General features: G+C 64.3%; 21 protein-coding genes. 9 read left to right on the top strand and 12 right to left on the bottom strand.

Features of this window, described 5'->3' with window-relative positions; translation table 11 throughout:
• Positions 1 to 47: 47 nt before the first annotated feature.
• From ACN0V4_RS16455 to ACN0V4_RS16445, 3 genes are read right to left on the bottom strand one after another with little or no spacing between them, the layout of a single operon-like run.
• A complete protein-coding gene (locus ACN0V4_RS16455; protein WP_417678054.1) occupies positions 48 to 1,208 on the bottom strand; it encodes a CCA tRNA nucleotidyltransferase in 1,161 nt (386 codons plus the stop codon).
• Positions 1,205 to 1,813, bottom strand: coding sequence for a CoA pyrophosphatase (locus ACN0V4_RS16450; RefSeq protein WP_417678052.1), 609 nt, complete (start codon positions 1,811 to 1,813; stop codon positions 1,205 to 1,207). Before ACN0V4_RS16450 ends, ACN0V4_RS16455 begins: the two co-directional genes overlap by 4 nt.
• Entirely contained in the window at positions 1,806 to 2,792 is a 987-nt protein-coding gene (locus ACN0V4_RS16445; RefSeq protein WP_417678050.1) for an Hsp33 family molecular chaperone HslO, read from the bottom strand. Before ACN0V4_RS16445 ends, ACN0V4_RS16450 begins: the two co-directional genes overlap by 8 nt.
• A 93-nt stretch (positions 2,793 to 2,885) precedes the next feature.
• Between ACN0V4_RS16445 and ACN0V4_RS16440 the strand changes: the two genes are divergently transcribed.
• Positions 2,886 to 3,338, top strand: a complete 453-nt coding sequence (locus ACN0V4_RS16440) for an NUDIX domain-containing protein (protein WP_417678048.1) — start codon at positions 2,886 to 2,888, stop codon at positions 3,336 to 3,338.
• Positions 3,339 to 3,411: 73 nt separating this feature from the next.
• Here ACN0V4_RS16440 and ACN0V4_RS16435 read toward each other — a convergent pair whose 3' ends face one another.
• Positions 3,412 to 4,671, bottom strand: a complete 1,260-nt coding sequence (locus ACN0V4_RS16435; protein ID WP_417678046.1) for a PP2C family protein-serine/threonine phosphatase — start codon at positions 4,669 to 4,671, stop codon at positions 3,412 to 3,414.
• Between the two features lie 200 nt (positions 4,672 to 4,871).
• On the opposite strand from ACN0V4_RS16435, the gene ACN0V4_RS16430 reads away from it, so the two are divergent.
• Positions 4,872 to 5,204: an Hpt domain-containing protein gene (locus tag ACN0V4_RS16430; protein WP_417678044.1), complete on the top strand. Its 333-nt coding sequence runs from the start codon at positions 4,872 to 4,874 to the stop codon at positions 5,202 to 5,204.
• A gap of 30 nt (positions 5,205 to 5,234) precedes the next feature.
• Here the strand turns inward: ACN0V4_RS16430 and ilvA are convergent, their stop codons facing one another.
• Positions 5,235 to 6,473 (bottom strand): threonine ammonia-lyase IlvA, encoded by a 1,239-nt coding sequence (gene ilvA / locus ACN0V4_RS16425; protein ID WP_417678042.1) that lies wholly within the window; start codon positions 6,471 to 6,473, stop codon positions 5,235 to 5,237.
• Between the two features lie 65 nt (positions 6,474 to 6,538).
• Positions 6,539 to 7,249, bottom strand: coding sequence for a hypothetical protein (locus tag ACN0V4_RS16420; RefSeq protein WP_417678040.1), 711 nt, complete (start codon positions 7,247 to 7,249; stop codon positions 6,539 to 6,541).
• Positions 7,250 to 7,422: 173 nt separating this feature from the next.
• Here ACN0V4_RS16420 and ACN0V4_RS16415 point away from each other — a divergent pair, with 173 nt between their 5' ends.
• Positions 7,423 to 8,649, top strand: a complete 1,227-nt coding sequence (locus ACN0V4_RS16415) for an argininosuccinate synthase (protein WP_417678038.1) — start codon at positions 7,423 to 7,425, stop codon at positions 8,647 to 8,649.
• 245 nt (positions 8,650 to 8,894) lie between these two features.
• The gene (locus tag ACN0V4_RS16410; protein ID WP_417678036.1) at positions 8,895 to 9,176 is read left to right on the top strand and encodes an SCP2 sterol-binding domain-containing protein; all 282 of its coding nucleotides are present in this window, start codon (positions 8,895 to 8,897) and stop codon (positions 9,174 to 9,176) included.
• Positions 9,177 to 9,179: 3 nt separating this feature from the next.
• Here ACN0V4_RS16410 and ACN0V4_RS16405 read toward each other — a convergent pair whose 3' ends face one another.
• Both ACN0V4_RS16405 and ACN0V4_RS16400 read right to left on the bottom strand, forming a co-directional pair.
• On the bottom strand, positions 9,180 to 9,887 hold the full coding sequence (locus ACN0V4_RS16405) for an HAD family hydrolase (RefSeq protein WP_417678034.1): 708 nt from the start codon (positions 9,885 to 9,887) through the stop codon (positions 9,180 to 9,182).
• The gene (locus tag ACN0V4_RS16400; RefSeq protein WP_417678032.1) at positions 9,887 to 10,795 is read right to left on the bottom strand and encodes a D-amino acid aminotransferase; all 909 of its coding nucleotides are present in this window, start codon (positions 10,793 to 10,795) and stop codon (positions 9,887 to 9,889) included. The genes ACN0V4_RS16405 and ACN0V4_RS16400 overlap by 1 nt, the downstream gene beginning before the upstream one ends.
• Positions 10,796 to 11,083: 288 nt before the next feature.
• On the opposite strand from ACN0V4_RS16400, the gene ACN0V4_RS16395 reads away from it, so the two are divergent.
• Entirely contained in the window at positions 11,084 to 11,275 is a 192-nt protein-coding gene (locus ACN0V4_RS16395) for a hypothetical protein (protein WP_417678030.1), read from the top strand.
• Between the two features lie 16 nt (positions 11,276 to 11,291).
• On the opposite strand, the gene ACN0V4_RS16390 is transcribed toward ACN0V4_RS16395, so the two are convergent.
• Both ACN0V4_RS16390 and ACN0V4_RS16385 read right to left on the bottom strand, forming a co-directional pair.
• Complete coding sequence (locus tag ACN0V4_RS16390; RefSeq protein WP_417678028.1) at positions 11,292 to 12,167, bottom strand: ribokinase; 876 nt, start codon at positions 12,165 to 12,167, stop codon at positions 11,292 to 11,294.
• Between the two features lie 4 nt (positions 12,168 to 12,171).
• Positions 12,172 to 14,427 (bottom strand): NADP-dependent malic enzyme, encoded by a 2,256-nt coding sequence (locus ACN0V4_RS16385; protein WP_417678026.1) that lies wholly within the window; start codon positions 14,425 to 14,427, stop codon positions 12,172 to 12,174.
• Between the two features lie 153 nt (positions 14,428 to 14,580).
• On the opposite strand from ACN0V4_RS16385, the gene mutS reads away from it, so the two are divergent.
• On the top strand, positions 14,581 to 17,208 hold the full coding sequence (mutS, locus tag ACN0V4_RS16380; protein ID WP_417678148.1) for a DNA mismatch repair protein MutS: 2,628 nt from the start codon (positions 14,581 to 14,583) through the stop codon (positions 17,206 to 17,208).
• A gap of 97 nt (positions 17,209 to 17,305) precedes the next feature.
• On the opposite strand, the gene ACN0V4_RS16375 is transcribed toward mutS, so the two are convergent.
• Positions 17,306 to 17,869, bottom strand: coding sequence for a nucleotide exchange factor GrpE (locus ACN0V4_RS16375; protein WP_417678024.1), 564 nt, complete (start codon positions 17,867 to 17,869; stop codon positions 17,306 to 17,308).
• A gap of 9 nt (positions 17,870 to 17,878) precedes the next feature.
• Positions 17,879 to 18,946 carry a heat-inducible transcriptional repressor HrcA gene (hrcA, locus tag ACN0V4_RS16370; protein WP_417678022.1) on the bottom strand — a complete coding sequence of 356 codons (1,068 nt, stop codon included), beginning with the start codon at positions 18,944 to 18,946 and terminating at the stop codon, positions 17,879 to 17,881.
• A gap of 139 nt (positions 18,947 to 19,085) precedes the next feature.
• On the opposite strand from hrcA, the gene rph reads away from it, so the two are divergent.
• The 3 genes from rph to hemW are packed head-to-tail and all read left to right on the top strand — an operon-like array spanning position 19,086 to position 21,557.
• Positions 19,086 to 19,799, top strand: coding sequence for a ribonuclease PH (gene rph / locus ACN0V4_RS16365; protein ID WP_417678020.1), 714 nt, complete (start codon positions 19,086 to 19,088; stop codon positions 19,797 to 19,799).
• Positions 19,796 to 20,407 carry an RdgB/HAM1 family non-canonical purine NTP pyrophosphatase gene (gene rdgB / locus ACN0V4_RS16360; protein ID WP_417678018.1) on the top strand — a complete coding sequence of 204 codons (612 nt, stop codon included), beginning with the start codon at positions 19,796 to 19,798 and terminating at the stop codon, positions 20,405 to 20,407. Before rph ends, rdgB begins: the two co-directional genes overlap by 4 nt.
• A complete protein-coding gene (gene hemW / locus ACN0V4_RS16355) occupies positions 20,388 to 21,557 on the top strand; it encodes a radical SAM family heme chaperone HemW (RefSeq protein ID WP_417678016.1) in 1,170 nt (389 codons plus the stop codon). Before rdgB ends, hemW begins: the two co-directional genes overlap by 20 nt.
• Position 21,558 lies beyond the last annotated feature (1 nt).

Below are 21,558 nucleotides of genomic sequence, written 5' to 3'. Positions count from 1 at the left end.
GCGTGCTTGTCACCCCGTTACGTGTTCGCAGCATATAATTGTTGACGCTATCTGTGGCCCGAAAGCAACGCTGCCTTGTCCAGCGCGAAGCCCGAGGCGACCCATTGGCCTTCCAGCTCAGCCAGGCGGCTGCCTAGCGCGGCGCCTTGATAGGCCGGCATCAGATCGCGGGCAGTGACGGGAAAATGCGCCACGGCGCCTGTCGCAAGCTGATCGTTCGCCACCTCAGGCCAAGGCTGTTCGCTCCAGGCCTGCCGCAGCAGCAGCGCGTCGCGGGCGCCGGGCAGCTTCAGCCGATAGCCCAGCTCCGCCGGCGACATCAGGCTGCTGGCCCCCTCGCGCATCTGGTCGAACCGCTTGGCCTGCGCCCGGCTCAGCCGCAGGCTCTCGGCCACATCGACCCCGCCCAGCACCGCGAGCCGGCGCAGACCATCGGGGGCAGCGCCCGACTGCGCCTCAAGATGAACCAAGGGCGCCAGGGCGCGATCATCGGCTCCGGGCAGCAACTGCCCCAGGGCCCCAGTCGATCGCATGGCCGCCGCCGAGGGCGCCGGATCGGCGGCGGCGAGCAATTTCAACAGCTCGCCCCCCACCCGTTCGCGCGAAAGTCTCGACAGGCCGTCGAGGTTCTCGGCAATCGCCGCCAGCGCCTCGGGATCAAAGCCCTCGGCAGCATCGCCATACCAGGCGTGAAAGCGGAAATAGCGCAGGCTGCGCAGGTAGTCCTCGCGAATGCGGTCGCGGGCATCGCCGATGAAGCGTACCCGGCGGGCCAGAAGATCGGGCAAGCCGCCCAGCGGGTCCAACACCGTGCCGTCGGACCGTGCATAGATCGCGTTCATGGTGAAATCGCGCCGCGCCGCGTCCTCCTCCACCCGGTCGGCGAAGGCGATCACCGCACGGCGGCCATCGGTCTCGACATCGCGGCGAAAGGTCGTCACCTCATGCGGGATACCGTCCTGAACCAGGGTGATCGTGCCATGCTCGATACCGGTGGGCACCGCCTTGATGCCGGCGGATTCGGCCAGCCACATCACCCGTTCCGGTCGCGCGTCGGTCGAGATGTCGATATCGCTGACCGCCACTCCCATCAGCGTGTTGCGCACGCAGCCCCCGACGAACAGCGCCTGGGCACCGCCAGCCTCGAGCGCGGCACAAACCGCCTGGGTCGCCGGATTGGTCAGCCAGTCGGCGGTGATCCGCATCATGCCTCGAGCCGCGCTGCCAGTTGCCGCAGCATCCGCGCGGTGGCGCCCCAGATGTAATAGGGACCATAAGGCACGGTGAAATAATGCCGCCGCATGCCGCGCCAGATGCGGGATTCGATCAGGTAGTTGTCCGGATCCATCAGGTGGGTCAGCGGCACTTCAAAGACCTCGGCCACCTCCGAGGGGTCGGCGACGGGGGCAAAATGATCCTCCAGTACCGCCAACACCGGGGTCACCTCGAAACCGGTAACGGTTTCATGCGTGGGCAAGGTACCCAGAATGCGCGGCAGGGCGCGCGGCAAGCCGATCTCCTCCTCTGCCTCGCGCAGGGCGTTGGCGGCAGCATCGATGTCGAACTCCTCCCGCTTGCCGCCGGGAAAGGCGATCTGGCCGGGATGGTTCTTCAATGCCGAAGACCGCTTGGTCAGCACCACCTTCGGCACCTCGGTCGTCAGATTGACAGTGATCAGAACCCCGGCCGGCCGCAGCAGGCGCGGTTCCTTCAGGCGGAACTCGGGGTTCAGATCGAAGTCGGACGAGGCCTGACCCGGCCGCTCCAGCGCCATCCGGAGCTGTGCGACCGGATCGCGGGTCAGATCAAGCATCGTCCACCTCATTCGCCTCGAACCCCAGAGTGGCGGGGTCGAGTTCATAATGCGCGCCGCAGAACTGGCAATCGGCGGTGACGATGCCGTCTTCGGTCGTCATCGTGCCAATGTCCTTGGTCGAATAGATCGACAGGCTCTGGCGTACACGCTCGACCGAACAGGTGCAGCCAAAGCGCACCGGCTGGGCGTCGAAGACCCGCGGCTGTTCCTCGTGGAACAGGCGCACCAGCAATTCCGTGGGCGAGACGCGCGGCCCGATCAGCTCCATCAGCTCGGCGGAATCGAGCAAGATGTTGGCCCGGTTCCAGTCGTCGCTATCCTCGTCGCGAATGAGATCGGCGGGGCGCAGGATATTGCCGTGCCCCTCGCGCTCGACCATCAGCGGAGAGGCTTCTGGCATATGCTGGATCATCACCCCCCCGGCGCGCCAATGTTCAGTGCCGCCCGCTTCGGTGGATTTGCCAAAGCTCAGCTTGAAGGTGGTGGGAAGCTGTTCGGACTGGGCGAAATAGGCCTCGGCACACTCCGCAAGCGAGGTGCCGTCCAGCGGGGTGATCCCCTGATAGGGTGCGGTCCCCTGCCCCTGGTCAATCAGGATGGCGAAATACCCGGCGCCGATCTGGTCGAACGGCCGCTTGCCCTGCAGCTTGGTCGCGTCGAAGCTGGCATAGCCGCGAATGCGGGCTGGCGCGCCCTCTTCCTCGGGGGCGTAATAGTCGGTGGCGATCATCCGCACCGGCCCATTCGACTGGACCTGCAGCGACAATTTCCAGCGCAGCTTGATGGTCTGGCCGATCAGCGCCGTCAGCAGCGCCATTTCGGCAACCAGAGCCTCGACCTGGGGCGGGTAATCATGTTGTTTCAAGATGCCGTCCAACACCCCGTCCAACCGGGCGACCCGGCCGCGGATGTCCGAGACATCAAGCTGGAAAGGCAGGACGGTATCGTCCCACGCGAGTTTCGATGCGATGGCCATGAGATGTCCTTATACGCCGACAATCGGCTGTTGCACTGCAATATAGTGGGAACTACCCGTGATGAAAGAGGCAGGACAGAGAGGGACCTGGGCATGATCAGACGGTTCGGAGCGGCGCCACGCGCCGGCCAGGTTTATCGCCGGCGGGTGGGGGCCTATGCGCTACTCCCCCGGGACGGGCGGTTGCTGCTGACCGAACAGGCCAATCCCGGCCCCGATCTGCAACTGCCCGGCGGCGGCATCGACCCCGGCGAATCACCCTTCGCCGCGCTGCACCGCGAGGTCTTCGAGGAAACCGGCTGGCTGATCGGCCACCCGCGCCGCGTCGGCGCCTTTCGCCGTTTCGCCTATATGCCGGAATATGATCTCTGGGCCGAAAAGATCTGCCTGATCTTCGTGGCCCGGCCGATCCGGCCGATGGGCCCGCCGACCGAAGCCGGCCATCGGGCGCTGTGGCTCGAGATTGCCGAGGCGGCAGAGCGTCTGGGCAATGCCGGGGACCGCCATTTCGCCGCCCGCCTGGCGTTGGGACTGCTAAAGGGCTGAGACCGGCACCCCTGGCCCAAACCCGTGGCACCGATCGCAAAGCGGCGCCTGCGGCACCGGGAAAACCGCCGATCTACATTCCGTTGTATTCGAACAGCGTGGCCGAGACGTCATCCTCCATCCCTTGGCCCGGCGTCATGATCTGGCGCAGCTCCCAGAACAGATCCTCAAGGAATTCCTGACCGGACTGGCCGACATCGCAGCGCCGCACCAGTTTCACCAGCCCATCCTGTTGCAGCATGCCACCGCTGGCCAGACGACATTCGGTGAACCCGTCCGAATAGATCAGCAGCCGATCGCCCGGCTGGAGAATGGTTTCGACCTGCTCGTAATCCACATTCGCCAACAGACCGACCGGCACGCCACCCTCGCCCAAGAACTCTGCGCGGCCATCGCGACGCAGGACCAGCGGATAGGGATGCCCCGCCTGCACCATGCGCACCCGGCCGGAATTCAGATCGGCGGTCGCATAGACCATGGTGAAATATTCCTCGACCCCGGTATCGGCGATCACCCTTTCGTTCAGGATCTGCACCACTTCAGCAGGGGCACGCAGGGCGTAGAAACTTTCGTGGCGCGACTCCATCGCGACGTTCTGGTCGAAATAGGTGCTGGAGAGATAGCCGCCCAACTTGGCGGTCATCATCGCCGAGGTGATGCCATGGCCCGACACGTCGATGCCATAGAACCCCACCTGCCCCGCACCGGGGGAAAACATGCCAACCAGATCGCCGCCGATATGACCGCAGGGTTTGAGCAGCAGGCTGACCCGGGAGGCGCCGAAGTCGCGGGTGAATTCCGGCACCAGGGATTCCTGGATCTTGCGCGCCTGGATCAGATCCTTGTCGATCGCGTCATGCGCCTTGCGCAGCTTGTCGAGCGTTTCCGAGATCACCCGGTTCTTTTCCGACAGCTCCCGCTGCATGCTGAGAATCCGCGCCCCGGCCGAGATCCGCGCCCTCAGCTCATGCGAGTTGACCGGCTTTGTCAGGAAATCGTCGGCGCCGGCGTCCAGCCCCTTGGCGATATCGTTCTTGTCGCTCTTCGAGGTCAACAGGATGAAATAGCCATACCCCTCGGTCGGCAGCGCACGGAAGGCGCGGCAGAAATCCAGCCCGCTCATCCCGGGCATCATCCAGTCGCTCAGAATCACGTCGGGAAGATCGGTGCGGCAGATCTCCATTGCCTGCTCCCCGCTCTCTGCCTCGACCACCTGAAAGCCCCATTTCTTGAGCGAGGTGATCAGAATATGCCGCTGCAGACGGCTGTCGTCGACCACCAGGACCTTCCTGATTGTCGAGGATACCGGATGGATTTCAACGTCCCCCTTCATGCGATAACAGCGCCCACCTAACCTCTGCTCACCCACCGGCACGCGCCGGTTCTCCGCACTATTCACGCCAGCCCTTAACACGACGTGAAACAGCACGTCTTCGCGGCTTACACTAGACCTCAAGCGATTTAACCACATATTTACCGCCGCACACCTAGAGTTTGCCCCGGGTGGAGGAAGATCAAGACGGTGGGTGTCTCATGATTCTGTGGTCACGCGTAAATGAACTGCGCGACGAGGTCGGTCCTGATGATTTTCAGGAGGTGATCGATCTGTTCCTGGAGGAGGTGGAAGGCGTGATCGCGCGACTGCGTGAGGAGGACGACCGCAGCCAGCTTGAACAGGATTTGCATTTCCTCAAGGGCAGCGCCCTGAATCTCGGGTTCGCAACCTTCTCGGACCTCTGTCAGGACGGTGAACGTCTGGCCGCCGGGGGTAAGGCCGATCAGGTCGATCTGGCTGCCATCATCGACGGTTACGAACAATCAAAGGTCGTCTTCTTCGACGGGCTGCGCGACCACCTCGCCGCCTGAAACGGTCCTGCACTGGCCGGCCCGAGCCGGTCAGATCACGAATTGCGCCAGGGTCTCATCCGCGGTGATATCGGTATAGGTATAGCCCCCCGCGTCCAGCCGCGAGAAAAGCTGGGAAAAGTTCTCCGGCCGCAGGGTTTCGATCCCGATCAATACCGATCCGAAGTTCCGCGCCGATTTCTTCATATATTCGAAGCGGCTGATATCGTCCTCGGGGCCCAGGATTTCCAGAAAATCCTTTAGCGCACCAGGCCGCTGCGGCAGCCTCAGGATGAAGTACTTCTTCACCCCGGCATAGCGTTGCGCCCGTTCCTTGACTTCGGGCAGACGTTCGAAATCGAAATTCCCGCCCGAGGTGATGCAGACCACCGTCTTGCCGCGGATGTCGTCCGCCACATCGGCCAGCGCATCCACCGCCAGCGCGCCGGCCGGCTCCAGCACGATGCCCTCGAGGTTCAGCATCTCGATCATCGTGGTGCAGATCCGATCCTCCGGCGCCGCGACCACATCCGCCGGGTCTACATCCGCCAGTTTCGCAAAGGGCAAGGCCCCGATCCGCGCCACCGCGGCGCCATCGACGAAACTGTCGACCTTGTCGAGCGTCACCGGCTCACCGGCAGCGAGGGCCGCGGCCAGGCTGCGCCCGCCGGAGGGTTCAACAAAGGTATAATGACAACGCGGTCCAAAGAACGCGCGCACCCCGGAAGACAACCCGCCACCGCCGACCGGCAGGATGATGTGATCCGGCGCCCGGCCCATCTGCACCGCGATCTCGACCGCGACGCTGGCCTGCCCCTCGATCACGTCGGCATCGTCGAAGGGGGCCAGGAAACGACCGCCCTCCTGCGCACAGAACCGCTGCGCCTCGGCCAGGGTGTCGTCGAAATAATCACCGATCAGCTTGATATCGATCGCGTCGCCGCCAAAGACCCGAGTCTTCTGAATCTTCTGCTGCGGCGTGGTGACTGGCATGAAGATCACGCCTTTGACGCCGAAGTGCTGGCACATATAGGCGACGCCCTGGGCATGGTTGCCGGCGCTGGCGCAGACGAACAGCGATTGATCCGGCTGCTCCTCCAGCACCTTGCGCATGGCATTGAAGGCGCCGCGCAGCTTGTAACTGCGCACCGGGCTCAGATCCTCGCGTTTCAGCCAGATGTCGGCGCCATATTTCTCCGACAGATGGGCGTTACGCAGCAGTGGGGTTTCGGGAAAGACCTCGCGCATCGCGCGCTCGGCAATCCGCGCCATATCCTGAAAACTGGTCATGCCCGCTTCCCTGCCGCAATGTCGGTGCCAAAGCAAGATCTACATCGGCATACCGGCCTACCACTTCAGTCCAGGCTGCGCCCCTCGACATAGACGCCGTAAAGCGTGGTCAGGATGCTCAGCTGCAGCAGCGTCATGATCCATTGGAAGACGGCCGCCGCGATCTGTCCGGCCAGCGGCAGAGCATAGTACGCCAGCATCACCCCGACCATCAGCAGCATGGCGAAGCCGAACGTCAGGGCAAACAGGCCGATGATGCCCAGGGCAATCGGCCGGGTCGCCTGCCACGAGTCCCTGAGCCCGAGCCGTTCCCCGATCGCTGCGGCAGGCAGGACCAGTGAAAGACGCGCCAACACCCAGACCAGCACCAACGCCGCCAGGACGATCGGCAGGATCACACCGGCCGAGGGCTCCTTGATCACTCCGCCGGTCGCTGTCCAGGCCAGCAGGGCGATCACCGCCCCGGGAAGCGCGAACAATACGACGCCCAACACCAGGCTCCAGCCGAAATAGGCCAGCACCCGGCCGCCATGAAACCTCGGCAGCACAGAGCCGGGATATTCTGCAAGCAGAACATAGCGGTGCCAAGCCACCGCCACCCAGAGCGTGGCGACGCTGCCGAGCAGCTGAAGGGCGATCCACAGCACCGGGCTCAGCGGTTCCGCTCCGGCGGTGATCGCCTCAGGCGTCGTCGGCGTCAGCAGCAGGCCCAGGATGATCATCGCAATGATCGGCAGCGAGATCTTCAGCGCCGCCCCCAGATCGCTAAAGATCATTTTCAATGCATGTCGAAAAATGCGAAACATCGGAATACCCGGATCATTCTTCCTATGGTTGCACCGATAACGGTGGCACACGACGACTGTCAATGCGGCCCCATGCACCCCGCCTTGCTCCTAGGGGCAAAAACCGCTACGCCCCATCCGTCATTCGTTTAGAGGGAACCCCCATGTCCGCGCCCAAGAAAGTCGTTCTGGCCTATTCCGGTGGCCTCGACACCTCGATCATCCTGAAATGGCTGCAAACCGAATACGGTTGCGAGGTGGTCACCTTCACCGCCGATCTCGGCCAGGGCGAGGAACTGGAGCCCGCCCGCAAGAAGGCCGAGATGCTGGGCATCAAGGCCGAGAACATCTACATTGAGGATGTGCGCGAGGAATTCGTCCGCGACTTCGTCTTCCCGATGTTCCGCGCCAATGCGGTTTACGAGGGGCTCTATCTGCTGGGCACCTCGATCGCCCGCCCGCTGATCTCCAAACATCTGGTCGAGATCGCGCAGCGCACCGGTGCCGATGCCGTCGCCCATGGCGCGACCGGCAAGGGCAACGACCAGGTTCGGTTCGAACTGGGTGTCGCGGCGCTCGATCCCTCGATCAAGGTAATCGCACCCTGGCGCGAATGGGATCTGACCAGCCGCACCCGGCTGCTTGAGTTCGCCGAGCAGAACCAGATCCCGATCGCCAAGAACAAGCGTGGCGAGGCGCCGTTCTCGGTTGACGCGAACCTGCTGCACACCTCCTCCGAGGGCACCGTGCTGGAAGATCCGGCCGTGGAAGCACCCGACTATGTCGCGCAGCGCATCGTGCCTGTCGAGGAGGCGCCGAACGAGCCCGAGTTCATCGAGGTCACCTTTGAGAAGGGCGACGCGGTGGCGATCAATGGCGAGGCGATGTCGCCCGCGACGATCCTGACCAGGCTGAACGAACTTGGCGGCAAGCATGGCATCGGCCTTCTGGACTTCGTGGAAAACCGCTTCGTCGGCATGAAGTCCCGTGGCGTCTACGAGACCCCCGGCGGCACCATCCTGCTGGAAGCGCACCGCGGCATCGAACAGATCACCATGGACAGCGGCGCCGGCCACCTGAAGGATTCGATCATGCCGCGCTATGCCGAGCTGATCTATAACGGCTTCTGGTTCAGCCCCGAGCGCGAAGCGCTGCAGGCGCTGATCGACAAGACCCAGGAATATGTCACCGGCACCGTGAAGCTGAAGCTCTACAAGGGCTCGGCGCGCACGGTCGCGCGCTGGTCGGACTATTCGCTCTACTCCGAAAAGCACGTGACCTTCGAGGAAGACGCCGGCGCCTACGACCAGAAGGATGCCGCGGGCTTCATCAACCTGAACGCGCTGCGCCTGAAACTGATCGCGGTGCGCAACATGCGGGTGAAAGGCTGATCAGCCTCCCGCTACGTCACCGTTGAAACGATCCGGAATGCCCGCCTTTGCTGAAGGCGGGCATTTTCTTATGGGGATGTCGGGCTGAGCCGCGCTCTGCGAACCTCGACCATAATGACCGGAGGTTCGCGCCCGGCCCCGAGGGTGGGCGTTTCGCGCCCGCCCTGGGGGGCGGGGTCGGGCGCGAACCGGGGCTGACGCCCCGGGGGTCAATCTGTCTGGCACCCCGCAACCGGAGACCACAGATGCTGACCCAGATCGCCGACGCCATCAACGAGGCGCTTGCCGGCAAGACATTCGACGGATCGCTGAAATTCGACTGCGGCGCCGACGGGGTGCTGGTGCTGGCCGACAATCGCGCCACGACCCTTGATCGCGACGCCGATTGCACCATCAAACTCAGCGCCGAGAACCTGAAAAAGCTGCTCAAGGGCAAGCTGAACCCGATGACCGGGGTGATGATGGGCAAGCTCAAGGTCAGCGGCAATCCGGCGGTGGCGATGAAGCTGGGATCGCTGCTGAAATAGGCTCTAGACCGGGCAAATCCGCAGTTTCGCCAGTTCCTCGTAATAGGGCAGCGCGGCAGCGACCAGTCGGGCGGCCTCGCCCTCCGGCTGCGGCAGCGGCCCCTCGGCGCCGGCAAAGCCGGTCGAGCGGTGCACCGCGCCGTACCAATGCGACGCCCAGATCCCATCCTCGGCGCGCGGGCCGGCGGGCCAGCGCAGCATCGCCGGATCGAAGTCCAGCCCGATCGCATCGCAAAGCGCCCGCAGCATCCCCTCCGGGGTGTCGCGGATATCGGCGCTGTCGATCACCGGGCCGGGGAAGCGCCTGAACAGCTCCACCTGTTGCCGGAAGCCGATATCGTCCAGCCTCGGGTTCTCGCGCTTGGCCGCATAGCTCGCCACCACCCGCGCCGGATGGCGCAGCAGGTGGACGTTGACGCACTCCGCCGCCCAATCCAGCGGAAACCCCTCCACCATATGCAGCGGCATGTGCTTCATGTAGAAATGCGGCTTTCCCCCCGGAATAGGGCCAATGCAGCGCGCAGCCACCTTGTCGGGGTCGGTCTCATGCGCCACCAGGATCTCGGTCCGCATCGGATGGTCGATCCCCGTCGCCGCCAGATAGGGGGCATAGAAGGGCTCGTCCCAGATGACGAAATCCGCGCGGTTGCCAAAGGCATACATCATCGCGGTGGAGAGGTTCCGCGGCCCCGACCACATGGCAATCCGCATCAGGTGCGCTCCCTTTCGACCAGCGCCTTGTAAAGCGCGCGGATGCGTTTCGTCATCGGCCCCATCTCTCCACTGCCGATCTGACGACCGTCGATTGCCCCCACCGGGGTCTGGGCGCCGAAAGTGCCGGTCAGAAACGCCTCGTCGGCGCCATAGGTATCGACCAGCGAATAATTGCGCTCGTAAATCGGGATGCCATCGGCGTGGCAGACATCAATCACCTTCTGCCGGGTGATGCCGTTCATGCAGTAATCGCCGGTGGAGGTCCAAACCTCCCCCTTCCGCACGATGAAGAAGTTGCAGGCGTTGGTGGTATTCACGAAGCCATGCACGTCGAGCATCAAAGCCTCGTCCGCGCCGGCCTTTTCGGCGGCGATGCAGGCGAGGATGCAGTTCAGCTTGGAGTGCGAATTCAGCTTGGGATCCTGGCTCATCGGCAGGCCACGGATATGCGGCACCGTGGCCAGGCGGATCGGACGCGGGATCGAGGGTTTGGAATGTTCCATGATGATGGTCACCGTCGGCCCCTGCTGCGACAGCGCCGGATGCTGGAAGGGCCGCGTCTTGACCCCCCGGGTGACCATGAAACGCGCATGGGCGTCGGTGGTCATCCCATTGGCCTTTTGCGTCTCTAACAAGGCGTTTTTGACCCCATCGCGATCCAGACCGATATCGAGGTCGATGGCCTTCGCCGCTTCGAACAGCCGATCCAGGTGATCGTCGAGAAAGGCCCAGCACCCGTCATAGAGCCTCAGCCCCTCCCACACGCCGTCCCCCATCATGAAACCGCTGTCATAGACGCTGACCAGCGCCTCGGCCTTGGGGACGATGCGGCCGTTCAGATAGATCAGGATCGTTTCGTTGCGCGCGTCTTCCTGCGCCTGATGGGTGGTGATCTTGTCGGTCATTCGGCCTCTCCTTTGACCGAAACGCTAGACCGCGGGCGGGACTCGGGAAACCGGTTTTTCACATGGGGTCCCCCAACCGCCCGGATCCGGCCCGCGCCGAACGCGCCCTGACGGGCGCGTGCCTCCGGCGGGGATATTTGACGCTAGAAAAAGGGCGGGGGCGGAAGGCCGGCGCGGCGCAGTAAACTCCACTCACCTCCACGTGACAATAGATTGCACCCCCTTGCCGGATCGCGCGTCAAGCGGCAGCCTGCAGTCAGGACTTCCGCGAGAGAAGGAGGGAGTGACGTGAAACGGATCGAACTGCTGAAAACCCTGGCGCTGGCGATCTTCATCGTGCTGGGCGCCATTGCCAGCCATGCCGGCAGCCACGAGGCTGACGTCGCGCGTGCGGAGCAGCCCTGTTCCAAGACCGTGATGTTCGTCACCGCCCAGAAGGCGCCGCAGGCCTTTGCCCTGCCCCGCGCGCATCTGAGCTGACCGATCGGCCGAAGGTTCAGCCCAGGCGGCTTGCCTGAACATCCCGAAGATCGGGAATGACATCCGCCGTGCCGCGGCGTGTGACCATGATGGCCGCCGCCCGCATCGCCTGGGCGATCGCCTGCGGCATCGCCATGCCGCGATCAAGCCCGGCCAGGACATATCCGGTAAAGGTATCCCCCGCCCCGGTGGTATCGACCGGGGTGACAGGGACCGCCGGATAGTCGCGGATTTCACCCGACCCGGTGTCGATATGACGGGCGCCGCGCGCGCCGAGGGTGACAATCACATCCCGCACCGGCAATGTCTCGGGCGCCTGGCCGCTGGCCTGCTGCAATTGCTGCGCTTCGACCTCGTTCAGGATCAGGAGATCGAGGAAGGGCAGGACCGCCTGCACCGCCCGCGCATCGAAGGGGGCAGCGGCATAGGCCACGCGCAGGCCCAGATCGCGGCCGATCCGCGCGGCCATCGCCTGGCCATTGGTTTCGTTCTGGATCAACAGCGTGTCGCCCGCCCCTGCCACGACCAGAGCGGCCTGGATCGCCGTCTCGGGGATGGCGCGATTGGCGCCCGGAAGGATGACGATCTGGTTCTCTCCCCCCGGTTCGACAAAGATCAGCGCATGGCCGGTCGGCTCGGGCAGTTCGACGATATGGCGGGTGTCGACGCCATATTCCATCAGCCGCCGCACCGTCCAACGCCCATCCGGCCCCACCGCGCCGATATGGGCGACATGGGCGCCGGCACGGGCGGCGGCGACCGACATATTCGCCCCCTTGCCGCCCAGAAACCGGTCCATCTCCTCTGCCGCCAGGGTCTCTCCCGCCACGGGGAGATGCGGCAGTGAATAGACCAGATCGGCGTTGATCGAGCCGAGGTTCCAGATCGCCATCGGGTCAGCCGATGCCGCAGGCCGCCAGCACCGCCATGTTCAGGATGTCGTTGGCGGTGGAGACGGTGGAACAGATCTGGATCGGCTTGTTGACGCCGGTCAGGATCGGCCCGATCACCGTGGCGCCGGCCATTTCCTGCATCAGCTTGACCGAGATGCTGGCCGAATGCCGCGCCGGTACGATCAGGATGTTCGCAGGCCCGGTCAGCCGCGAGAACGGATAGGCCTTTTGCACATTGGCATTCAGCGCCACATCCACGGTCATCTCGCCCTCGTATTCGAAATCGACCCGGCGCTGGTCGAGCACGTCCGAGGCGAGATGCATCTTTTCGGCCCGTTCCGACACCGGATAGCCGAAGGTCGAGAACGACACGAAGGCCACCCGGGGGTCGAGCCCCATGTGCCGCGCCACGCCGGCGGCGCGGGTGGCGATATCGGCCAGATCCTCTTCGTCCGGCCATTCATGCACCAGGGTGTCGCCGATCAGCACGATGCGGTTCTTGTGCAGCACGGCGGTGATCCCGGCGGCGCCATGGGCGGCGTCGGCGTCAAAGACGTGATTGATGCGCTCCAGCACATGGGCCGATTTCCGCGTCACACCCGACACCAGCGCATCGCCGTGACCATGGGCCAGCATCAGCGCGGCGAAAACGTGACGGTCACGCGCCGCCAGCCGGTGCACGTCCTTCTGGTCGAAGCCCTTGCGCTGCAGCCGCTCGTAAAGGAAATCCTTATAGGCCTGCAGATGGGTGGTATTGGCGGCATTCACCACCTCAAGCTCGCGCACCGCGTCGCCGAGGCCGGCGGCCTCGAGCTTGGCCTTCACATCCTCTGAGCGGCCCACCACCAGCGCCTTGCCGAAGCCCGAACGCTGATAGGTGACGGCGGCGCGCAGCACCCGGGGATCGTCGCCTTCGGCGAAGATCATGCGGGACTGCGCCGTGCGGGCGCGGGTGTTCAGGCTGCGCAGGATGCTGGCGGTCGGGTCCATCCGGGCCTTCAGGCTCAGCTCATAGGCGTCCATGTCGATGATCGGCCGCCGCGCAGCACCAGTGTCCATCCCGGCCCGCGCCACGGCAACGGGGATCCGGTGGATCAGACGCGGATCGAAGGGCGTCGGGATGATGTAATCGCGGCCAAAGCTCAGCGCCTTGCCATAGGCCAGCGCCACCTCGTCCGGAACATCCTCGCGTGCGAGTTCGGCCAGCGCGTGGGCGCAGGCGATCTTCATCTCGTCATTGATGGCACGGGCGTGGATATCGAGCGCGCCACGGAACAGATAGGGAAAGCCCAGGACGTTGTTCACCTGGTTCGGATAATCGCTGCGCCCGGTGGCGACGATGGCGTCCATCCGCACCTCATGCGCCTCTTCCGGGGTGATCTCGGGATGCGGGTTGGCCATGGCGAAGATCACCGGATTGTCGGCCATCGAGGCGACCATCTCTTGCGTCACCGCGCCCTTGGCAGACACGCCAAGGAAGACATCGGCCCCGACCATCGCCTCTTCCAGCGTGCGCAGCTCGGTCTTCGCCGCATGGGCCGATTTCCACTGGTTCATGCCCTCGGTCCGGCCCTGATAGATCACGCCTTTGGTGTCGCACATGATGCAATTGTCATGCTGCGCCCCCATCCGCTTGAGCAGCTCAAGACAGGCGATCCCGGCGGCACCGGCGCCGTTCAGGACGATCTTAACATCCTCGATCTTCTTGCCCGACAGATGCAGCGCATTGATCATACCGGCGGCACAGATCACCGCGGTGCCGTGCTGGTCGTCGTGGAAGACGGGGATATCCATCTCTTCCTTCAGGCGCTGCTCGATGATGAAGCATTCCGGCGCCTTGATATCCTCGAGGTTGATGCCGCCGAAGGTCGGCCCCATCAGCTTGACCGCCTGGATGATCTCGTCCGGATCCTCGGTGTCGAGTTCGATATCTATGGCGTTGACATCGGCGAAGCGCTTGAACAGCACCGCCTTGCCTTCCATCACCGGTTTCGAGGCCAGCGCGCCGAGGTTGCCCAAGCCCAGCACCGCGGTGCCGTTCGAGATCACCGCGACCAGATTGCCCTTGTTGGTGTAATCATAGGCGGTCTCCGGGCTTTCGGCGATCGCCTCGCAGGGGACAGCCACTCCGGGCGAATAGGCCAGGCTCAGATCCCGCTGCGTGGTCATCGGCACGGTCGCTCGGATCTCGAACTTGCCCGGAGTGGGGTCGAGATGGAAGGCAAGCGCCTCTTCGTCGGTGATCTTCGATTTGCCCATGGCTGACTGTCTCCTCGGTCGGTCTGGCCCTCTTATCCCAGCGCAACAGGCATCTCAACGCCAATGCGTTTTCGCCTTTCGCCCCCCGGGCCGCATTTGTAAGGTCGCCTGCATCCCAACCCCCGGAGGCCCGCCTTGACCACCGTCACGCCCATGATGGCGCAATATCTCGACATCAAGAACCAGCACGCCGACGCATTGCTGTTCTACCGCATGGGCGATTTCTACGAGATGTTCTTCGACGATGCCGTGGCTGCATCCGAGGCGCTGGATATCGCCCTGACCAAACGCGGCAAGCACGCGGGCGACGATATCCCGATGTGCGGCGTGCCAGTTCATGCCGCTGAGGGCTATCTGCTGACCTTGATCCGCAAGGGCTTTCGCGTGGCGGTCTGCGAACAGATGGAAAGCCCGGCCGAGGCGAAGAAGCGCGGCGCGAAATCGGTGGTCCACCGCGACGTGGTGCGTCTGGTCACCCCTGGCACGCTGACCGAGGATTCCCTGCTCGAGGCGCGGCGGAACAACTTCCTCGCCGCCTATGCGGAAATCCGCGATCAGGCGGCGCTGGCCTGGGCCGATATCTCGACCGGGGATTTTCACGTGATGCCGATCACCCCGGTGCGGCTGTCGCCGGAACTGGCGCGACTGGCGCCTTCGGAACTGATCCTGCCCGAGACGCTGGAGCAGGAAAAGCACGGGTTGGTCTCGGATCTGGGCATCTCGATGACACCGCTGGCCCGCGCCAGCTTTGACAGTGGCGCCGCCGAAAAACGCATCTGCGCGCTTTACGGCGTCAACACGCCCGAGGCTTTCGGCACCTTCAGCCGCGTCGAGCTTTCGGCCATGGGCGCGCTGATCGACTATCTCGAGATCACCCAGAAGGGCAAACTGCCGCTGCTGCAAACCCCGGTACGCGAGGCGCAGGAACGGATCGTCCAGATCGACGCCGCCACCCGCCGCAACCTGGAACTGACGCGCAGCCTGTCGGGCGGGCGTGCCGGATCGCTGCTGGCGGTGATGGATCGCACCGTAACCCCCGGCGGCGCCCGGCTGCTGGAACAGCGGCTGTCCAGTCCCAGCCGCGATCTGGCCACCATCCACGCCCGGCAGGAGGCCATCAGCCGTTTCGTCGACGACAGCCTCTTTGCCGCCGACCTGCGCGACCGGCTGCGCAAAACCCCGGATATGGACCGCGCCCTCTCCCGCCTGTCGCTCGAGCGCGGCGGGCCGCGCGACCTGGCCGCGATCCGCAACGCCCTGGGTCAGGCGGCCGAGATTGCCGAGGCCTGCGATACCCGCGATCTGCCCGACCACCTGCGCGATGCGATTGCCGCGCTCACCGGGTTTGATGATCTTTCCGCCTTGTTAGAAGCCGCCTTGATCGCCGAGCCGCCGCTTCTGGCCCGCGACGGCGGCTTCATCGCCGAAGGCTATGACACCGAACTGGATGAGGTCCGCACCCTGCGGGACGAGGGGCGATCGGTCATCGCCCGACTGCAGAAGACCTATACCGACCACACCGGCATCTCCTCGCTGAAGATCAAGCACAACAACGTGCTGGGCTATTTCATCGAGACCACCACCACCCACGCGACCAAGATGTTGGCCGCGCCCCTGTCGGAAACCTATATCCACCGCCAGACCACGGCGAACCAGATCCGCTTCACCACCGTGGAGCTGTCAGAGCTGGAAACCCGCATCCTGAATGCCGGCAACCTGGCGCTGGAGATTGAAAAGCGGCTCTATCAAGGGCTTTCAGACGCTATTCTGGCGCTTGCGCCGGAGCTCAACGCCGCCGCCCGGGGTCTGGCCGAACTCGATCTCGCCACCAGCCTCGCCGATCTGGCCCGCGCCGAGGGCTGGACCCGGCCGCGCATCGACACCTCCCGCGCCTTCGAGATCGAGGGTGGCCGCCATCCGGTGGTGGAACAGGCCCTGCGCCAGCAGGGACAGGGCGGGTTCGTCGCCAATGACTGCGACCTTTCCGCCGAAGACGGCGCCGCCATCTGGCTGCTGACCGGGCCGAACATGGCCGGTAAGTCGACCTTCCTGCGGCAGAACGCGCTGATCGCCCTCCTCGCCCAGATCGGCAGCTATGTGCCGGCGGATGCCGCCCATATCGGCCTGGTCAGCCAGATCTTCAGCCGTGTCGGCGCCTCGGACGATCTGGCGCGGGGCCGGTCGACCTTCATGGTCGAAATGGTCGAAACCGCCGCCATCCTGAACCAGGCCGATGATCGCGCCCTGGTGATCCTCGACGAGATCGGCCGTGGCACCGCCACCTATGACGGGCTCTCCATCGCCTGGGCAACACTGGAGCATCTGCATGACGTCAATGGGTGCCGCGCCCTCTTCGCCACCCATTACCACGAGCTGACCCAGCTTGCCGGCAAGCTCAAAGGCGTCGAGAACGCCACCGTCGCCGTCCGCGAATGGGAGGGTGAGGTGATCTTCCTCCACGAGGTGATCAAGGGCGCCGCCGACCGCTCCTATGGGGTGCAGGTGGCACAGCTCGCCGGGCTGCCCGCCTCGGTCGTCGCCCGCGCCCGGGTGGTGCTCGATGCGCTCGAGAAAGGCGACCGCGAAGGCGCGGCCAAGCCCAAGGCGCTGATCGACGACCTGCCACTCTTCGCCGCCGCGCCGCCGCCCCCGCCAGCCGCCCCTGCCAAACCCTCCGCCGTCGAGGAGATGCTGCAGGCCCTCCACCCCGACGATCTCTCGCCACGCGAAGCGCTCGACCTGCTCTATCGGCTGAAACAGACCGCCCAGGACAATGGCTGATACGAAAGAGGCGCCCCGTGGGGGCGCCTCACCTGGTCTTTTTCTAGCTTCAAATATCCCCGCCGGAGGCACGCGCCCCGCAGGGGCGCGTTCGACCTCAGGCGCCGGGGTTGGACGATACGCCGACCTGCGCCGGGCGCAGCAGACGATCGTGCAACATGAAGCCCTCGGCCGCCACCTGGATGATGTCGCCGGCCTTGGTGCCGGGAACCGGCGCCTCGAACATCGCCTGATGCACCTGCGGATCGAACCGCTCGCCCACCTGCGGCGCGATCAGCTCGATCCCGTGCTTCTTGAACACGTTCAACAGCTCGCGCATCGTCAGCTCGATCCCCTCGATCAACGCGGTCGAGGCTTCGCGTTGCTCCTCGCTCACCACTTCCAGGGCACGCTTCATGTTGTCATAGACCGGCAGCATATCGCGGGCGAGCTTGGACCCGCCGTATTGCTCGCCCTCGCGGCGTTGCTTGTCGGCGCGCTTGCGGGCGTTTTCCGCATCCGCCAGCGCCCGCATGAATTTGTCGCGCAGCTCGTCGCGCTCTGCCCGCAGGGCATCAATTTCGGCCATATCGGCGTCGATCTCGGCCATCTCTTCCGCAAGCTCTTCGGCCTCCGCGGCTTCGATATCATCGAGAAAATCGTCGTTCTTGGGCTCTGCCATGTTTCACCTCTAACTCCGGTCGGAGATCATCTTGCCGACTAGCTGTGCCGTATAGTCCACGATGGGAACAATACGTCCGTAATTCAGACGGGTGGGACCAATCACCCCCACCGCGCCAATGATTTTTCGATCAGCGTTCATATAAGGAGACACCACCAAAGAGGAACCCGAAAGTGAGAAAAGTTTATTCTCGGACCCGATAAAGATCCGTACCCCCTCGCCCTCTTCGGTGAGATCCAGGAACTGCTCGATATCGCGTTTGCGCTCCAGGTCGTCGAACAGCGTTCTGATCCGCTCCAGCTCCTCGCCAAAGCCGTCTTCCGCCAGAAGATTCGACCGCCCCCGCACGATCAGCCGGGCCGAATCACCCTCGGTCTCGTCCCAAACGGCGAGACCGCTCTCCACCATCACCCGGGCCAGGCTGTCGATCTCCTGACGCCGAACCGCGATCTCGGTGCGGATCACCTCTCGCGCCTCGCTCAGGGTCCGCCCCTCCATCAAGGTGTTGAGGAAATTGGTCGCCTCTCGCATCGAACTCGGCGTCTGCCCCGGCGGCGGGGTGAACAGCCGGTTCTCGACATGGCCATCGGCCAGCACCAGAACCACCAGCGCCCGATCCGGCGCCAGCGAGACGAACTCGATATGGCGGATCTCGGCCTCATGCTTCGGCGCCAGCACCAGAGAGGCGCCATGGGTCACCCCTGACAGCGCCGCGCCGACCCGGTCCAGCATGCCGCCGACATCGGTGGAATTGCTCGTGCTCAGGGTCGCGTCGATCTTTTCGCGATCCGACGGGTTCAAATCGCGCACCTCGAGGAACCCATCGACGAACATCCGCAGCCCCATCTGCGTCGGCACCCGTCCGGCGCTGACATGCGGGCTGCCCAAGAGCCCGAGAAACTCCAGATCCTGCATCACGTTGCGGATCGTCGCGGCGCTGACCTTCTCGCTGAGGCTGCGGGTCAGGGTGCGGCTGCCCACCGGCTCGCCACTGTCCAGATAGGCTTCGACCACCAGCCGGAAGACCTCTCTCGACCGGTTGTTCAGTTCCTCCAGCAATCTTATCGCATCCGTCATTTGCATCACCCTTAGCGGTGTGTCCTTATGGACCACAGACCACGAAGGTCAATCACGGGTCAATCGGGCATGGGTCAATCGGGCTTGCATCCCCGCCCTGCCGGGCGCTATCCCCAGCGTGGCTAACAAAGGAATTCCCATGCGACCCTCTGGACGAGATTTAAGCGAACTGCGCCCGGTTTCAATCGAGACGGGTGTGACAAAACACGCCGAGGGCTCCTGCCTGATCCGGATGGGGGATACCCACGTCCTGTGCACCGCCACACTCGAGGAGCGCGTGCCGCCCTTCATCAAGGGCTCGGGCCTCGGCTGGGTGACGGCGGAATACGGCATGCTGCCGCGTTCGACCAATACCCGGATGCGGCGCGAAGCGGCGACCGGAAAACAGGGCGGGCGCACCGTGGAAATCCAGCGGCTGATCGGCCGGGCACTGCGCGCCGGCGTCGATCGCGTCGCGCTCGGGGAACGTCAGATCACCATCGACTGCGATGTGATCCAGGCCGATGGCGGCACTCGTTGCGCCTCGATCACCGGCGGCTGGGTAGCGCTTCGCCTGGCGGTCAACAAGCTGATGAAGGCCGGCGATGTGCTCTCCGATCCGCTGATCGACCCGGTCGCCGCGGTCAGCTGCGGGATCTACGCCGGCCAGCCGGTGCTGGATCTGGATTACCCCGAGGATTCCGAGGCCGGCGTTGACGGCAACTTCATCATGACCGGCTCGGGCCGGCTGGTCGAGGTTCAGATGTCCGCCGAAGGCTCTACCTTCACCCGGGCGCAGATGACCGAGCTGCTCGACCTGGCGGAAAAGGGCGTCGGTGAACTCGTCGCCGCACAGAAGGCCGCCACCGAATGACCCGCAAGTTCACCGGCGAGCGGCTGTTGGTCGCCACCCATAACAAGGGCAAGCTGGAAGAGATGGAAAACCTCCTCTCTCCCCTGGGGGTGACGGTGGTCGGCGCGGCGGCGATGAACCTGCCTGAGCCGGCCGAAACCGAGGATACCTTTGTTGGCAACGCCCGGATCAAGGCGCATGCCGCTGCCAAGGCCACCGGCCTGCCGGCGCTGTCGGACGATTCCGGCATCACCATCGACGCGCTCGACGGCGCGCCGGGCGTCTATACCGCCGACTGGGCGGAAACCCCGAACGGCCGCGATTTCGTCATGGCGATGACCCGCACGCATGACGAGCTGGAAGCAAGGAACGCGCCCTCCCCCCGCACCGCGCAGTTCCGCTGCACGCTGGTTCTGGCCTGGCCCGATGGTCATGACGAGGTGTTCGAAGGCGTGATGCCCGGAGAGGTGATCTGGCCGATGCGCGGCGCCCAGGGCCATGGCTATGACCCGATTTTCGTCCCGGAAGGCTATGACATCACCTTTGCCGAGATGTCGACCGACGAGAAGAACAAGATCAGCCACCGTGCCAAGGCCGTGGAGGCCTTCGTTGCCGGCTGCTTCAACTGAAGACTGGCGCAATGGGGGCTTTGGCCTCTATGTGCATTGGCCCTTCTGTCAGGCCAAGTGCCCCTATTGCGACTTCAACAGCCATGTTTCACGTGAAATCGACCAATCCGCCTGGCTCAGAGCCTATCTGAGCGAGTTGGAGAGAGCTGCGCAGGAAACCCCGGGTCGGGTTCTGAACGCGATCTTCTTCGGTGGCGGCACCCCCAGCCTGATGGCGCCCGAGACCGTTGCGGCGGTGATCGAGGCCGCGCGCAGCCACTGGCCCTTTGCCAATGACATCGAAATCACGCTCGAGGCCAATCCCGGCTCGGTCGAGGCCGGTCGCTTTGCCGGCTATCGCGACGCCGGGGTCAATCGGATCTCCATGGGCGTGCAGGCGCTGAACGATGCCGATCTGCGCCGCCTGGGTCGCATCCATACGGTGGCCGAGGCGCGCGCCGCCTTCGATATAGCGCGAAACTGTTTCGACCGGGTCAGTTTCGATCTGATCTATGCCCGCCAGGATCAAACCCTCGCCGATTGGCAGGCCGAACTGCGCGAGGCGCTGTCGATGGCGGTGGATCACCTGTCACTCTATCAGCTCACCATCGAACAGGGCACCGCCTTCGGCGATCGTTACAACGCCGGCAAGCTGCGCGGCCTGCCCGACGACGACAGCGCAGCCGACATGTATTTCGCCACCCAGGAGATTTGCGAAGCCGCCGGCCTGCCCGCCTATGAGGTGTCGAACCATGCGCGCCCCGGGGCGGAATCGCGTCACAACCTGATCTATTGGCATTACGGCGATTACGTCGGTATCGGCCCCGGCGCCCATGGCCGGCTCACGCTCAAGGGGCAAAAGCTGGCGACGGAAAGCTGGCGCAATCCCACCGCCTGGTTGCAGGCCGTCGCGGCCGGGTCCGGTGAATCCCTGCGCGACCGCCTTTCGCCACAAGATCAGGCTAACGAATACCTGATGATGGGTATTCGTCTTACTGAAGGCCTAGATATGGGGCGTTTCGCCGCGCTTTCCGGGCAGACATTGCCTTTCGAAAGAATGGACTATCTGACAGATCTGGGCATGATCAGTCTTCAGGATCAGCGGTTGACGGTCACCCCCGAGGGCCGTCCGGTTCTGAACGCGATCATTCGGGAGCTGTTGGCGGAGTAAT

Origin of the sequence: Pseudodonghicola sp. (assembly GCF_048268305.1) — a bacterium.
Taxonomy (GTDB): Bacteria; Pseudomonadota; Alphaproteobacteria; order Rhodobacterales; family Rhodobacteraceae; genus Pseudodonghicola.
This window is presented reverse-complemented; position numbering and strand designations above follow the sequence as displayed.